The organism is Inquilinus sp. (assembly GCF_039594555.1).
GTDB lineage: Bacteria > Pseudomonadota > Alphaproteobacteria > DSM-16000 > Inquilinaceae > Inquilinus.
The window spans coordinates 28,851-42,361 of record NZ_JBCNNF010000008.1 but is presented as its reverse complement, the minus strand read 5'-3'; the positions used below and the strand labels follow the sequence as shown (position 1 = coordinate 42,361).

Sequence of the window (13,511 nt, the reverse complement as noted above, 5' to 3'; positions counted from 1 at the left end):
GGATCGCCGGCAAGGCCGAGGTGGCGGCCGGCGACTGGACGGCCGTCACCGCCCGCGCCCGCCGCGCCGTGGCCATCGCCCGCGGCGAGGAGGAGGCGTGAGCGAGGCGCCCGCCGTTACGCTGCGGGCGCTCCGGGCCGAGGACTGGCCCGATGTCGCGGAGATGCAGGCGCAGCCCGGCTTTCGCTGGGGCACGCTGCGGCCGCCCTATGAATCGCCGGATGCCATCCGCAAATGGCTGGAGAACCGGTCGCCCGGCGACCTCTACATCGTCGCCGAGACCGAAGGGCGGGTGGTCGGGCTGACCGACCTGACCCTTGGGCAGGGACGCCGGCGGCACAGCGCCGGCATCGGCATGGCGGTGCACGATTCCTGGCACGGCCGGGGCGTCGGCACGGCCCTGATGGCGGCGCTGGTCGACGCCGCCGACAACTGGCTCGACATCCGTCGGCTGGAACTGATGGTGTGGGCCGACAACGCACCGGCCCTGGCGCTCTACCGCAAGTTCGGCTTCGTCGAGGAGGCGCGGATGCGCGCCCATGGGTATCGCGACGGCGCCTATGTCGACGCCCTGGCGATGGCCCGGATCCGGGACCTTGCGGGAGGGGAGGCATGACTGACGCACCCGCCTTCATCATTCGGGCGAGCCGAGTCGAGGACGCGGCCGGGCTGGCGGAGTTGCACAGCCAGCCGCGCTTCCGCTGGGGCACGCTGCGGCCACGCTACCCGTCGGTCGATGTGGTGCGGAAATGGCTGGAGACGCGGTCCACCGATGACATGCACATCGTCGCCGAGGCCGAGGGCCGGATCATCGGCGATGCCGTGCTCCGGCCCGGCAAGGGCCGGCGGGCACATGCGGCGGATATCGGCATGGGCGTGCACGATGCTTGGCATGGGCGGGGCATCGGCACAGCGCTGATGGCCGCCCTGATCGATACCGCCGACAACTGGCTGGACCTGAAGCGGCTGGAGCTGACGGTCTGGACCGACAACGCGCCGGCCCAGGCCCTGTACCGCAAATTCGGCTTCGTCGAGGAAGGCGTGCTGCGCGCCTACGCCTATCGCGACGGCACCTATGCCGACGCTCTGGCGATGGCGCGGCTCAGGGGGATCGGGTAGGGGTATTGCGGGGAGGGGAACTCGATGGGCATGGAACGGAAGCCGAACACGGCGGTGGTCGTGGTCGCGTACATACTCGACGTCCTGACGGTGTTTTTCGGACTGGGCTTTCTGGTCGGATGGCTGACCGGCGGATTGACCGGCAACGGCTTCGCCCTCAACGGCTTTCCGGCGCTCGTGCTGCTCGTCCTGATCATCGCCTATTTCATCATCTGCCACCGCTGGCTCCGCGGGACACTCTGGCGCCATGTCCTGGGCGTGCCGCGGCCCGTCACAGAGCCGTAGCCAGGGCTGCTACCCCCCTTTCTGTCCAGGACTGTCGATCCCGTTCTGGGCGGCCCTGGATTGCCGGGTCGAGCCCGGCAATGACAGATCAAGGGAAGGATCCGAGAACCCTCAATGCGCCGAGGCGGTGAAGCTGGGCTCGGCCAGGCCGCTCAGCTTCAGCTGGTCGACGATCTGCGCCTTCAGCCGCGCCAAGCCGGCCTCGTCGCCGCTCTCGGCCCGGGCCACCAGCACGTCCTGGGTGTTCGAGGCGCGCAGAAGCCACCAGCCGTCCGGCGTGGTCACCCGGGCGCCGTCGATGTCGTTCACATCGGCACCGGACTGCCGCAGCCGGGCCATGACCTCGTTGATCACCGCGAACTTCCGGCTCTCATCGACCTGGAACCGCACCTCGGGGGTCGAGACGGTGCTGGGGAAGGTGTCGCGCAGCGCGGCCAGCGTTCCGCCGCTGCGGCTGACCTGGGCCACCAGCCGCACGCCGCAATACAGCGCGTCGTCGAAGCCGTACCATTTGTCGGCGAAGAAGATGTGGCCCGACATCTCGCCGGCCAGCGGCGACTTCACCTCGGCCATCTTCGCCTTGATCAGGGAATGGCCGGTCTTCCACATCAGGGGCGTGCCGCCCAGCCTGGCTATCGCGTCGAACACGGTCTTGCTGGTCTTGACGTCGGCGATCACGGTGCCGCCGGGGTGCCGCGGCAGCACGTCGATGGCGTAGACCGCGACCAGCATGTCGCCCGGGATGATCCGGCCCTGGCCGTCGATCGCGCCGATCCGGTCGGCGTCGCCGTCGAAGGCGATGCCGAGATCGGCCTTCACCTCGGCCACCTTGGCCTGCAGCGCCACCAGGTTCTCCGGGATGGTCGGGTCCGGATGATGGTTGGGGAAGCGGCCGTCGATCTCGTCGAACAGCAGGATGTGCTTGCCCGGCAGCTTCGCGGTCAGGCGGCGCAGCACCTCGCCGGCGGCGCCGTTGCCGTTGTCCCAGACCACGGTCAGGTCGCGGGTGCCGTCATAGTCGCGCAGCAGCCGCTCGACATAGAGGTCGCGCAGGTCGAGGTCGCGCACCGCGCCGGCGCCCGTCTCCAGGTCGCCGGCCGTGGCGATGCGGCCGATCTCCAGGATCTGGTCGCCATAGACCGCGCCGGAGCGCAGCACCATCTTGATGCCGTTATAGTCCGGCGGGTTGTGCGACCCGGTGACCATCACCCCGGCATCGGCGTCCAGGTGCTTCTGCGCGAAATACAGCATCGGCGTCGGGCCGAGGCCGACGCGCACCACCTCCAGCCCGGTCGAGGCCAGGCCCTGGACCAGCGCGGCCTCCAGCTCCACCGAGCTGAGGCGCCCGTCATAGCCGACCACCACCTGCTTGCCGCCCTTGCGCTTGACGATGGTGCCGAAGGCGGCGCCGACCGCCCGGTAATCGGCGGCGTTGAGGGTTTTGCCAATGACGCCGCGGATGTCGTATTCGCGCAGGACGGTGGGGTGGAAGCTGTGAGTCATGGTCGTGGAGCGGGTCCTTGGGGAAGCTTGAGGGTCAGCTGGCCGAGCCGGGAACCGGGCGGCCGATGCTGTGATAGCGGAAGCCGGCCGCTTCCATGTCCGCCGGCTTGTAGACGTTGCGCAGGTCGACGAAGACGGGGCCGGCCATCAGCTTGCTCATCCGCGCCGGGTCCAGGGCGCGGAACTCGTTCCATTCGGTCAGCACCACCGCGCCGTCTGCCCCGCGCAGCGCCTCATAGGCGCTGGTCGCGTAGTCGATGTCGGTCAGCAGCTTGCGCGCCTCCTTCATCGCCTCCGGGTCGTAGGCGCGGATCCGGGCGCCGGCCTTCTGCAGCGCCGGCACCACGGTCAGGCTGGGCGAATCCCGCATGTCGTCGGTGTTCTGCTTGAAGGCCAGGCCCAGCACGGCGACGGTCTTGCCGGCGACGCTGCCGCCGAAGGCATCGACCACGCGCTCGGCCATCTCCTCCTTGCGTGCCTCGTTGACCTCGATCACGGTCTCGATCAGGCGCTGGCGGGCGCCGGCGTCGCGCGCGGTCTGCACGAAGGCCAGCGTGTCCTTGGGGAAGCAGGACCCGCCATAGCCCGGGCCAGGGTGCAGGAACTTCGGCCCGATCCGCTTGTCCAGGCCGATCGACCGGGCGACGTCATGGACATTGGCGCCGACCTGCTCGCACAGATTGGCGACCTCGTTGATGAAGGTCACCTTCATCGCCAGGAAGCTGTTGGCGGCGTATTTGATCAGCTCCGCCGTCTCCAGCGCCGTGGTCACGATCGGCCGCTCGATCAGGTACAGCGGGCGGTAGACGTCCGACAGCACCTTCTTGGCGCGCTCGCCGTCGGTGCCGATGACCACCCGGTCGGGCAGCATGAAGTCGCCGATGGCGGAGCCTTCGCGCAGGAATTCGGGGTTGGAGGCGATGTCGAAATCGGCGTCCGGCCGCGCCTTGCGGATCACCTCGGCGACCTTGCGGCCGGTGCCGACCGGCACGGTCGACTTGGTGACGACGACGGCGTAGCCGGTCAGCGCCCGGGCGATCTCCTCCGCCGCGGCGAAGACATATGACAGGTCGGCATGGCCGTCGCCGCGCCGGCTCGGGGTGCCGACCGCGATGAACACCGCATCGGCGCCGTCGACCGCGGCCGGCAGGTCGGTGGTGAAGGACAGGCGCCCCGCGGCCGCGTTCTTCGCCACCAGCGTGTCGAGGCCCGGCTCGTAGATCGGCATCTCGTTGCGCTTGAGCTGCTCGATCCGGCCCGGATCCTTGTCGACGCAGACGACGTCATGGCCGAACTCGGAGAAGCAGGCGCCGGACACCAGGCCGACGTAACCGCTTCCGATCATCGCGATGCGCATGGGGGCGCGTACTCCAGGTATCCGCCGGTCAGCCCGGCCGGGTCATCACAGATAGGGGGCGACGGCCTCGCGCAGGGCGGCGGCCAAATCCGGCCGGTCCAGCCCATAGGCCAGGTTGGCGGCGATGAAGCCGACCTTATCGCCGCAGTCGAAACGGTCGCCTTCGAAGCGCACGCCGTGGAAGGGCTGGCTGCCGATCAGCCGGGCCATCGCATCGGTCAGCTGGATCTCTCCGCCGGCACCGCGTTCCTGCCGGTCGAGATGCGCGAACACCTCCGGCTGCAGGATGTAGCGGCCGACGACCGACAGGTCGGACGGGGCCTCCTCCGGCTTCGGCTTCTCGACCAGGCCGGTGACCTCGGCCACCGTGCCGTCATCCTGCCCGACGGCCAGGATGCCGTAGCGCGAGGTCAGCTGCTTCGGCACCTCGCGCACCGCGATCAGGTTGCCGCCGCGGCCGGCATAGGCCTTGGTCATCTGCGCCAGCAGCGGGGTCTGGCACTTGAAGATCTCGTCGGGCAGCAGCACGGCGAAGGGCCGATTGCCGACCAGGTGGCGGGCGCACCACACGGCATGGCCCAGGCCCAGCGGCTGGGCCTGGCGGACGAAGCTGAACTGGCCCGGCGGCAGCTCGGCATCCTGCGCCGCCTTCAGCTGCTCGGCCTTCTTCCGCGCCTCGAGCGTCGCGTACAGCTCGTCGTTGCGGTCGAAATGGTCCTCCAGCGCCGTCTTGCCGCGGCTGGAGACGAAGATGAACTCCTCGATCCCGGCGGCCTTGGCCTCTTCGACCGCGTATTGCAGCACCGGCTTGTCGACGACGCAGAGCATCTCCTTCGGCACCGCCTTGGTGGCGGGGAGTGAGCGGGTGCCGAGGCCGGCAACGGGGAAGACGGCAACCTTGACGGGTTCAGACATGAATGCCTTCTCTGAAACTCAGGACGCCCGCTATGAACGCTTCACACCCCGCCTTGTGCCACAGAGCGGGGCGAAAGGGAAACCAGGGCCGGATTCCGGCCGTTTACGGCAGCACCAGCGGCGCCAGGTACTGGCGGATATTGGCCTCGAACTGGCGGTCGAACTCGCCCATCCCGTCCTGCAGCAGCCCGGCCTCGGCGCGGCTCTGGTCGGCGGCGCTGGAGCCGTCGGTCAAGGTGGTCGACCGCTCGACGCTGACATCGGCATAGCCGCCGGTGATGTTGCCGACCGCGCCGACCTCCAGCCGGGCGACCAGCCGCAGGGTCAGCTTCAGCGACGGCTGGTTGTTGAAGACCGAGGTCAGCCCGCCCTGGGTGGCCAGCCGTTCCTGCGTCAGGCTGGCCTGCTGGATGATCAGCTGGCCGATGCCGGCGCGGCCGGCGGCCTGCAACCGGGCCGAGCCCCAGCCGCGGATCGCCGCCGCCGGGCTCTGCGCCAGCATCGTCGCCGATGGTGCCGCCCGGTCGACGGTATCGATCCGGGCGACGTTCAGCCGGATCGGCGGACGGCCGGCGAAGGACACCGGCGCGACATTCGCCAGCTCCGGACCGCCGCAGGCGCCGAGCAGCAGCAGGCCGGCGCCGGCGAACAGGCTGCGACGGGTCAGAACGGGCATCGGGTCCTCCGCTTGAAGGATAGGCTCAAGACAAACGCTCCAGTGTTGTCATCGCCGGGCTTGACCCGGCGATCCAGGGGCCACCCGGAGCGGCGTCGACACTCCTGGATGCCCGGGTCAAGCCCGGGCATGACAGTTATAAATGAAAACCCCCGTGCCTCGACATTTGCCTCGATCGATGGCCGAAATGGGGCGCGCTCAGGCCGCGTACAGCGCCGCCAGCTGGTCCCGGTCGAAATCGTAGCGGGTGTTGCAGAACTCGCAGGCGACCTCGACCCGGCCGTCCACGGCCAGGCTTTCGATCTCCGCCTTCGGCATCGACTTCAGCATCGACGCCACCCGCTCGCGCGAGCAGCGGCAGGAGAAGCGCATCGGCTGGCTCGGGAAGACCCGTACGCCGTCCTCATTGTAGAGGCGGTACAGCAGCGCCTCGCCCGACAGGGCCGGCTGGACCAGCTCGTCATCGGTGGCGGAGCCGAGCAGCACCATGGCGCGGCGCCAGTCGTCCTCACGGTCGGTCGGCACCTGCTTCTCGGGGTCGGGCAGGCGCTGCAGCATGATGCCGCCGCCGCGCCAGCCGCCCTCGCCATGCCGGACGGCGGAGCGCAGCCCGGCCTGCAGCTGCTCGGACTGCCGGAAATAATGCTGGGCGCATTCCCACAGCGTCTCGCCCGACAGCTCGACGATGCCTTGGTAGCGCTCGGTGTTCTCGCCCTGGTCGACGGTGAAGGCGAGATAGCCCTTGCCCAGCAGGGCCGGCACGGTGGTGTCGGCACCGGCCAGCCGGCTCTCGTCGAACATGGCGTTGGCGCGCACCGCGCCGTCGCTGGTGACGTCGGCGACGACCAGGCGCACCGGCCCGTCGCCCTTGGCCTGCAGGGTGAACACGCCCTCGTACTTCAGGGCGCTGGCCAGCAGCGCGGTCAGCACCACCGTCTCGGCCAGCAGGTGGGCGACCGGCTCGGGATAGGCGTGGCGGCCCAGGATGTCGTCGAGCAGCGGGCCGAACCGGACCAGCCGGCCGCGCAGCCCCGAAGCCTCGATCTGGAAGGGGAGGACGAGATCGTCCCCCCCGGTCTGTACCGCCACCGCCATCGTCATCCTTTCGCCCCTGGGGTCTCCAGCGCTCCCAGGCACCACAGCAGGATGCCCTTCTGGGCGTGCAGGCGGTTCTCCGCCTCGTCCCAGACCACCGATTGCGGGCCGTCGATCACCCCGTCCGTCACCTCCTCGCCGCGATGGGCGGGCAGGCAGTGCATGAACAAGGCGTCGGGCTTGGCCTGCGCCATCAGCCGCTCATCGACCTGGTAGGGCCGCAGCAGGTTGTGGCGCGACGGCGCGTCCTTGTCGCCCATCGACACCCAGGTGTCGGTGACCACCAGGTCGGCGCCGCGCACCGTCGTCTCCGGATCGGTGCCGACCGAGACGCGGGCGCCTTCGCGATGCGCCCACTGGATCAGGTCGGCCGGCGGCGACAGCTCGTCCGGGCAGGCCAGGCGCAGCTCGAAATCGAACATGCCGGCGGCGCGGATCCAGGAGCGGGCGACATTGTTGCCGTCGCCCGACCAGGCGGCGACGCGCCCGGCGATCGGTCCGCGCTTCTCCTCGAAGGTCATCACATCCGCCATCAGTTGGCACGGATGGGTCTCGTCGGTCAGGCCGTTGATCACCGGCACCGTGGCGTTCTCGGCCATCTCGCGCAGCCGGTCCTCGTCCGAGGTGCGCAGCATGATGGCGTCGACATAGCGCGACAGCACCCGCGCCGTGTCGCCGATGGTCTCGCCGCGGCCGAGCTGGATCTCGGTGCCGGTCAGCATCACCACCTCGCCGCCGAGCTGGCGCATTCCGACTTCGAAGGAGACGCGGGTGCGGGTCGACGGCTTTTCGAAGATCAGCGCCAGGGTGCGGCCAGCCAGTGGCTTCGACGCGTTGCCGCGTGGATCAGTGCGCTTCAGCTCGATCGACCGGTCGATGATCCGGCGCAGATCGGCCTTGGACAAATGGTGCAGGTCGGTGAAGTGCTTGACGTCAGCCATGGGTCGCCGCCTTCGCCGCCCGGGCGGTGAAAACCTTGTCGAAGATGGCGATGGCCTCGGCGATCTCCGCCGTACCGATGGTCAGCGGCGGCAGGATGCGGACGACGTTCTCGCCCGCGCCCACGGTCAGCAGGCCGGCGGCGCGCAGCTCGGGCACGATCTGATCGGCCGGCTGGACGCATTTCAGCCCCAGCATCAGCCCCTGGCCCCGTACCTCCTCCAGCACCGCCGGGTGGCGCTTCACCAGCGCCTCCAGCTCGGCCTTGAAGTGCCGGCCGGTGCGCTCGACCTGCTCGAAGAAACCGTCGGCCAGGACGATGTCCAGCACGGCGTTGCCGACGGCCATCGCCAGCGGGTTGCCGGCATAGGTCGAGCCGTGCGTGCCCGGGGTCATGCCGCAGGCCGCCTCCTCGGTGGCCATGAAGGCGCCCAGCGGAAAGCCGCCGCCGATGCCCTTGGCGATGCACATGACGTCCGGCGTGATCCCCGCCCATTCATGGGCGAAGAACCTGCCGGTCCGGCCATAGCCGCACTGGATCTCGTCGAAGAACAGCAGCAGGCCGAACTCGTCGCAGATGCGGCGCAGCTCGCGCAGGAAGTCGGGGCTGGAGACCTTGATGCCGCCCTCGCCGACGATCGGCTCGATGCAGATCGCCGCGGTCTCGTCGGTGATCGCCGCGCGCAGCTCATTCAGGTTGCCCCAGGCCACCTGGTCGAAGCCGTCGACCAGCGGGCCGAAGCCCTTGATCAGCTTCTCGCCCTTGGCGGCCGAGATCGCGGCCAGGGTGCGGCCGTGGAAGCTGTTGGTGACCGTGATGATGCGCCAGCGCTTCGGGTTGCCGCGGGTGTAGTGGTACTTGCGCACCAGCTTGGTGGCACCCTCCCAGGCCTCGGCGCCGGAATTGGTGAAGAACACCGTGTCGGCGAAGGTGGTGTCGACCAGCCGCTGGGCCAGGCGCTCACCCTCCGGAATCCGGTACAGGTTCGAGGTGTGCCACAGCTTGGCACCCTGCTCCTGCAGCGCCTTCACCAGATGGGGATGGCCGTGGCCCAGCGCGCAGACGCCGATCCCGGCGATCAGGTCCATGTATCGTCGCCCGTCGGTCCCGAACAGATACGCCCCTTCGCCCCGCTCGAAGGCGAGGTCGGCACGCGCATAGGTCGGCATGACAGCGGGAATCATGGACAGGCTCGCTGAGAGTTGAGTCTCGGTCAGAGTCTCGGGGTTGCGGGAAGGAGGCGACTAAGCCCAGCTTATGCGGCGCTTGTCAACGCGCGCCCGTGCCGTTATAACGCGCGCTCCGTTCGGGTGGCGAGGCCGGGGTCCGATCCCCGGGGCATGCCCAACCACCCATTCACCGTCTTCCTTCGGAAGGACCGAAAATGCCCAAGATGAAGACCCATTCGAGCGCCAAGAAGCGCTTCCGGCTGACCGCCTCCGGCAAGGTCCGCTACAACTCTGCCTATCGCCGCCACCGCCTGCTGACCAAGACCAAGGCGGCGAAGGAGCGGAACCAGGGCACCAAGGTGATGTGCGACGCCGACGCGACGAAGGTGAAGCGCTACCTCCTGGTTAACGGCTGAGCAGAGGAGCGCTGAGCAATGGCACGAGTTTCCCGCGGCGTCACCAGCCACGCCCGCCACAAGAAGATCCTCAAGCTCGCCAAGGGCTATCGGGGCCGCGCTTCGACCAACTATCGCATTGCGATCGAGAAGGTCGAGAAGGCGCTGCGCTATGCCTATCGCGACCGCCGCAACAAGAAGCGTGACTTCCGCGGCCTGTGGATCCAGCGCATCAACGCCGGCGTGCGCGAGCACGGCCTGACCTATTCGAAGTTCATGCACGGCATCAAGCTGGCCGGCATCGACATCGACCGCAAGGTCATGTCCGACATCGCGACGCGCGATGCGGAGTCGTTTAAGGCCTTGGTCGATCAGGCCCAGGCCGCGCTCAAGAACGCCGCTTGATCCCCTCCCGCCCCGGCGGGATCGGATAGAGCGAAAGGAAGCGGGGGTCGGGCCTGAGGGCTCGGCCCCTTTTTTCATGGCCGCTGTCTTGATGCAGTGAGAGGCGGCCAAAGCCATCGGGGATGCAGGCGATGGAACAGGTAGAGACGCTGAAGCGCGAGGTGGCCGCGGCGCTGGCCCAGGCCGAGGATCTGGCGGCGCTGGACGCCGTGCGGGTCGCGGCGCTGGGCAAGAAGGGCAGCCTGACCGGCCTGATGGCGGGCTTGCGCGACCTCGACCCCGAAGCGCGCAAGGCCTTCGGCGCCGCGCTGAACGTGGCCAAGGACGAGATCACCGCCCTGCTCGACGTCCGCAAGGCGGAGCTGGAGCGCGCGGCCTTGAACGCCAGGCTGGCGCGCGAGACGGTCGACGTCACATTGCCGGTCCGGCCGGAGCGGACGGGCCGCATCCACCCGATCAGCCAGACCCGCGACGAGATGGTCGCGATCTTCGCCGAGATGGGCTTCACCGTCGCCGAGGGCCCGGACATCGAGGATGACTGGCACAACTTCACGGCGCTGAACATCCCGCCGGAGCATCCGGCGCGGCAGATGCACGACACCTTCTACCTGCCGGACCGGCCGGACGGGAAGGCGGCGGTGCTGCGCACCCACACCTCGCCGGTGCAGATCCGCACCATGCTGTCGCAGAAGCCGCCGATCCGCATCGTCGCGCCGGGCCGCACCTTCCGCTCGGACTACGACCAGACCCACACCCCGATGTTCCATCAGATCGAGGGGCTGGTGATCGACGAGGCCATCCATATGGGCCATCTGCGCGGCTGCCTGATCGAGTTCTGCCGCGCCTTCTTCGACGTGCCGGACCTGCCGCTGCGCTTCCGCCCCAGCTTCTTCCCCTTCACCGAGCCGTCGGCGGAGGTCGATATCGGCTGCTCGCGCAAGGGCGGCGAGCTGAAGCTGGGCAATTACGGCGACTGGCTGGAGATCCTGGGCTGCGGCATGGTCCATCCGAAGGTGCTGGAAGCCTGCGGCATCGATTCCACCCGCTACCAGGGCTTCGCCTTCGGCATGGGGATCGAGCGCCCGGCGATGCTGAAATACGGCATCCCCGACCTGCGCACCTTCTTCGAGGCCGATCTGCGCTGGCTGAAGCACTACGGCTTCGTGCCGCTCGACGTGCCCAGCCTGGCCACCGGCCTGACCCGCTAAGACCGCCCGCCGCACGAGGCCGAGATCATGAAATTCACGCTGTCCTGGTTGAAGGACCATCTCGACACCACGGCGTCGCTGGGCGAGATCACCGACACGCTGACCAGCCTCGGCCTCGAGGTCGACGGCGTCGAGGACCCGGCCGCCGAGCTGGCGCCCTTCACCATCGCCTATGTCAAATCGGCGGTGCAGCACCCCAACGCAGACCGGCTCAGGGTCTGCATCGTCGACACCGGCCGCGGCGAGGTGCAGGTGGTGTGCGGCGCGCCCAACGCCCGCACGGGCATGAAGGGCGTGTTCGCGCCCGCCGGCTCCTACATCCCCGGCACCAAGGTCGACCTCAAGGCGGGGACGATCCGCGGCGAGGCCTCGAACGGCATGCTGGTGTCGGAGCGCGAACTCGGCCTGTCGGACGAGCATGACGGCATCATCGACCTGCCGGACGATGCGCCGCTCGGCGCCTCCTTCGCCGCCTGGCGCGGCCTGGACGACCCGGTGATCGAGATCGGGCTGACCCCGGACCGGGCCGACTGCGCCGGCATCCGCGGCATCGCCCGCGACCTCGCCGCCGCCGGCCTCGGCACGCTGAAGCCGCTCGACGAGAGGCCGGTCAAGGGCAGCTTCCAGACCGGCCTGACGGTCGATCTCGACTTCCCGGCCGACGCCGCCGCGGCCTGCCCGATGTTCGCCGCGCGGGTGTTCCGCGGCGTGAAGAACGGCCCCAGCCCGGCCTGGCTGCAGGCGCGGCTGAAGGCGATCGGGCTGCGGCCGATCTCGGTGCTGGTCGACATCACCAACTTCTTCACCTTCGACCGCAACCGGCCGCTGCACGTCTTCGACCAGGCCAAGGTCAAGGGCGGTCTCAGGCTGCGCCTGTCCAAGGGCGGCGAAACGCTCGAGGCCCTGAACGACAAGACCTACACCCTTCCGCCCGGCGTCACGGTGATCGAGGACGACACCGGCCCGCTCAGCCTCGGCGGCATCATGGGCGGCGCCTCGACCGGCGTGTCGGACGAGACCACCGAGGTGATCCTCGAGGCGGCGCTGTTCGACCCGGTGCGCACGGCGATGACCGGCCGGGCGCTGGGCATCAACAGCGATGCCCGCTACCGCTTCGAACGCGGCGTCGACCCGGCGGCGGTGATCGCCGGCATCGAGCAGGCGACCCGGATGATCCTGGAGCTGTGCGGCGGCGAGGCCTCGCAGCTGATCGTCGCCGGGCAGGAGCCGGATTGGCGCCGGACCCTGACCCTGCGCCCGGCCCGGGTGGCAGGCCTGGGCGGCCTGGACGTGCCGCGCGACCGGCAGGTGGCGATCCTGTCGGGGCTGGGCTTCGGCATCACCGACGGTGCCGACGGGCTGATCCAGGCGGCGGTGCCGTCCTGGCGCGGCGACGTGCAGGGCGAGGCCGATCTGGTGGAGGAGGTGCTGCGGGTCAACGGCTACGACGCCATCCCGGCGGTGTCGCTGCCGAAGCTGACCTCGCTGACCCAGCCGGCGCTCAGCCCGTCGCAGAAGGCGCGCGAGCTGGTGCGCCGCACCCTCGCGGCCCGCGGCCTGGACGAGGCGGTGACCTGGTCCTTCATGGACGGGCGCGACGCCGCCCTGTTCGGCTTCCAGAACGCCGGGCTGAAGCTGCTGAACCCGATCGCGTCGGACCTAGACACGATGCGGCCCTCGGTGCTGCCGAACCTGATCCGCGCCGCCGGCCGCAACGCCGCGCGCGGCCTGCCGGACGCGGCGCTGTTCGAGATCGGCCCCGCCTATCGCGACGCCACAGAGACGGGCCAGGCCATGGTCGCCGCGGCGGTCCGCGCCGGGGCCAGCGTCCCGCGCCACTGGGTGCAGCCGCCGCGGCCGGTCGACGTGTTCGACGCCAAGGCCGACGCGATGGCGGCGCTGGAGGCGGCGGGCGCGCCGGTGGCCAACCTCGCCGTCTCGACCGACGCGCCGGACTGGTATCATCCCGGCCGTTCCGGCTGCCTGCGCCTGGGGCCGACGGTCCTGGCGCATTTCGGCGAGCTGCACCCGGCGGTGCTATCGGATCTTGGGGTCGACGGGCCGGTGGTCGGCACCGAGGTCTTCCTCGACGCCGTGCCGCAGCCGAAGAAGAAGGCCGGCACGGCCAAGCCGCTGCTGAAGCTGGCCGCCTTCCAGCCGGTGGTGCGCGATTTCGCCTTCGTGGTCGAGGAGTCGGTGCCGGCCGACCGCATCCTCAAGGCGGCGAAGGGGGCGGACAAGGCGCTGGTCGCCGATGTCGCGCTGTTCGACGTCTATCGCGGCCCGGGCGTGGCGGAGGGCCGCAAGTCCCTGGCGCTGGCGGTGACGCTGCAGCCGGTCGAGGCGACGCTGACCGACGAGGCGATCGAGGCCGTGGGCAAGAAGATCGTCGCCGCGGTCGAGAAGCAGGGCGGCACGCTGCGGGGGTAGGGCCCCGCGCTTTT

General features: G+C 69.6%; 14 protein-coding genes. 7 read left to right on the top strand and 7 right to left on the bottom strand.

The features are described from left to right. Window positions 1-97 precede the first annotated feature (97 nt). Genes ABDW35_RS01860 through ABDW35_RS01850 form a run of 3 tightly spaced genes read left to right on the top strand, consistent with a single transcriptional unit; the run spans window position 98 to window position 1,404 of the window. Window positions 98-616, top strand: a complete 519-nt coding sequence (locus ABDW35_RS01860) for a GNAT family N-acetyltransferase (protein ID WP_343712141.1) — start codon at window positions 98-100, stop codon at window positions 614-616. Then, window positions 613-1,119: a GNAT family N-acetyltransferase gene (locus ABDW35_RS01855; RefSeq protein WP_343712140.1), complete on the top strand. Its 507-nt coding sequence runs from the start codon at window positions 613-615 to the stop codon at window positions 1,117-1,119. The genes ABDW35_RS01860 and ABDW35_RS01855 overlap by 4 nt, the downstream gene beginning before the upstream one ends. 24 nt (window positions 1,120-1,143) lie before the next feature. After that, window positions 1,144-1,404, top strand: a complete 261-nt coding sequence (locus ABDW35_RS01850) for a hypothetical protein (RefSeq protein ID WP_343712139.1) — start codon at window positions 1,144-1,146, stop codon at window positions 1,402-1,404. 111 nt (window positions 1,405-1,515) lie between these two features. Here ABDW35_RS01850 and ABDW35_RS01845 read toward each other — a convergent pair whose 3' ends face one another. The 7 genes from ABDW35_RS01845 to ABDW35_RS01815 form a co-directional block, all read right to left on the bottom strand. Then, window positions 1,516-2,907 (bottom strand): phosphomannomutase/phosphoglucomutase, encoded by a 1,392-nt coding sequence (locus ABDW35_RS01845; RefSeq protein ID WP_343712138.1) that lies wholly within the window; start codon window positions 2,905-2,907, stop codon window positions 1,516-1,518. A gap of 34 nt (window positions 2,908-2,941) precedes the next feature. Further along, entirely contained in the window at window positions 2,942-4,264 is a 1,323-nt protein-coding gene (locus tag ABDW35_RS01840) for a UDP-glucose/GDP-mannose dehydrogenase family protein (RefSeq protein WP_343712137.1), read from the bottom strand. 45 nt (window positions 4,265-4,309) lie between these two features. After that, window positions 4,310-5,179 carry a UTP--glucose-1-phosphate uridylyltransferase gene (locus ABDW35_RS01835; RefSeq protein ID WP_343712136.1) on the bottom strand — a complete coding sequence of 290 codons (870 nt, stop codon included), beginning with the start codon at window positions 5,177-5,179 and terminating at the stop codon, window positions 4,310-4,312. A gap of 103 nt (window positions 5,180-5,282) precedes the next feature. After that, window positions 5,283-5,855, bottom strand: a complete 573-nt coding sequence (locus ABDW35_RS01830) for a hypothetical protein (protein ID WP_343712135.1) — start codon at window positions 5,853-5,855, stop codon at window positions 5,283-5,285. 198 nt (window positions 5,856-6,053) lie between these two features. Beyond that, a complete protein-coding gene (locus ABDW35_RS01825) occupies window positions 6,054-6,956 on the bottom strand; it encodes an Hsp33 family molecular chaperone HslO (protein WP_343712134.1) in 903 nt (300 codons plus the stop codon). Further along, window positions 6,953-7,891: an ornithine carbamoyltransferase gene (gene argF, locus ABDW35_RS01820; RefSeq protein ID WP_343712133.1), complete on the bottom strand. Its 939-nt coding sequence runs from the start codon at window positions 7,889-7,891 to the stop codon at window positions 6,953-6,955. Before argF ends, ABDW35_RS01825 begins: the two co-directional genes overlap by 4 nt. Further along, window positions 7,884-9,074: an aspartate aminotransferase family protein gene (locus ABDW35_RS01815; RefSeq protein WP_343712132.1), complete on the bottom strand. Its 1,191-nt coding sequence runs from the start codon at window positions 9,072-9,074 to the stop codon at window positions 7,884-7,886. The genes argF and ABDW35_RS01815 overlap by 8 nt, the downstream gene beginning before the upstream one ends. Before the next feature lie 200 nt (window positions 9,075-9,274). Here ABDW35_RS01815 and rpmI point away from each other — a divergent pair, with 200 nt between their 5' ends. From rpmI to pheT, 4 genes are all read left to right on the top strand, one after another. Next, window positions 9,275-9,475 (top strand): 50S ribosomal protein L35, encoded by a 201-nt coding sequence (gene rpmI, locus ABDW35_RS01810; RefSeq protein WP_034836893.1) that lies wholly within the window; start codon window positions 9,275-9,277, stop codon window positions 9,473-9,475. Window positions 9,476-9,493: 18 nt separating this feature from the next. Continuing rightward, window positions 9,494-9,859 (top strand): 50S ribosomal protein L20, encoded by a 366-nt coding sequence (gene rplT / locus ABDW35_RS01805; RefSeq protein WP_034836891.1) that lies wholly within the window; start codon window positions 9,494-9,496, stop codon window positions 9,857-9,859. Between the two features lie 131 nt (window positions 9,860-9,990). Then, a complete protein-coding gene (gene pheS, locus ABDW35_RS01800; protein ID WP_343712131.1) occupies window positions 9,991-11,067 on the top strand; it encodes a phenylalanine--tRNA ligase subunit alpha in 1,077 nt (358 codons plus the stop codon). 27 nt (window positions 11,068-11,094) lie between these two features. Beyond that, complete coding sequence (gene pheT / locus ABDW35_RS01795) at window positions 11,095-13,497, top strand: phenylalanine--tRNA ligase subunit beta (RefSeq protein ID WP_343712130.1); 2,403 nt, start codon at window positions 11,095-11,097, stop codon at window positions 13,495-13,497. The last annotated feature ends 14 nt before the right edge of the window (window positions 13,498-13,511 follow it).

What these genes read in the sequence shown, in the direction of transcription:
- ABDW35_RS01855 (WP_343712140.1), top strand. Translation starts at nt 613, where the DNA reads ATGACTGACGCACCCGCCTTCATCATTCGGGCGAGCCGAGTCGAGGAC.
- ABDW35_RS01850 (WP_343712139.1), top strand. Translation starts at nt 1,144, where the DNA reads ATGGGCATGGAACGGAAGCCGAACACGGCGGTGGTCGTGGTCGCGTAC.
- ABDW35_RS01845 (WP_343712138.1), bottom strand. Translation starts at nt 2,907, where the DNA reads ATGACTCACAGCTTCCACCCCACCGTCCTGCGCGAATACGACATCCGC.
- ABDW35_RS01840 (WP_343712137.1), bottom strand. Translation starts at nt 4,264, where the DNA reads ATGCGCATCGCGATGATCGGAAGCGGTTACGTCGGCCTGGTGTCCGGC.
- ABDW35_RS01835 (WP_343712136.1), bottom strand. Translation starts at nt 5,179, where the DNA reads ATGTCTGAACCCGTCAAGGTTGCCGTCTTCCCCGTTGCCGGCCTCGGC.
- ABDW35_RS01830 (WP_343712135.1), bottom strand. Translation starts at nt 5,855, where the DNA reads ATGCCCGTTCTGACCCGTCGCAGCCTGTTCGCCGGCGCCGGCCTGCTG.
- ABDW35_RS01825 (WP_343712134.1), bottom strand. Translation starts at nt 6,956, where the DNA reads ATGACGATGGCGGTGGCGGTACAGACCGGGGGGGACGATCTCGTCCTC.
- argF (WP_343712133.1), bottom strand. Translation starts at nt 7,891, where the DNA reads ATGGCTGACGTCAAGCACTTCACCGACCTGCACCATTTGTCCAAGGCC.
- ABDW35_RS01815 (WP_343712132.1), bottom strand. Translation starts at nt 9,074, where the DNA reads ATGATTCCCGCTGTCATGCCGACCTATGCGCGTGCCGACCTCGCCTTC.
- rpmI (WP_034836893.1), top strand. Translation starts at nt 9,275, where the DNA reads ATGCCCAAGATGAAGACCCATTCGAGCGCCAAGAAGCGCTTCCGGCTG.
- rplT (WP_034836891.1), top strand. Translation starts at nt 9,494, where the DNA reads ATGGCACGAGTTTCCCGCGGCGTCACCAGCCACGCCCGCCACAAGAAG.
- pheS (WP_343712131.1), top strand. Translation starts at nt 9,991, where the DNA reads ATGGAACAGGTAGAGACGCTGAAGCGCGAGGTGGCCGCGGCGCTGGCC.
- pheT (WP_343712130.1), top strand. Translation starts at nt 11,095, where the DNA reads ATGAAATTCACGCTGTCCTGGTTGAAGGACCATCTCGACACCACGGCG.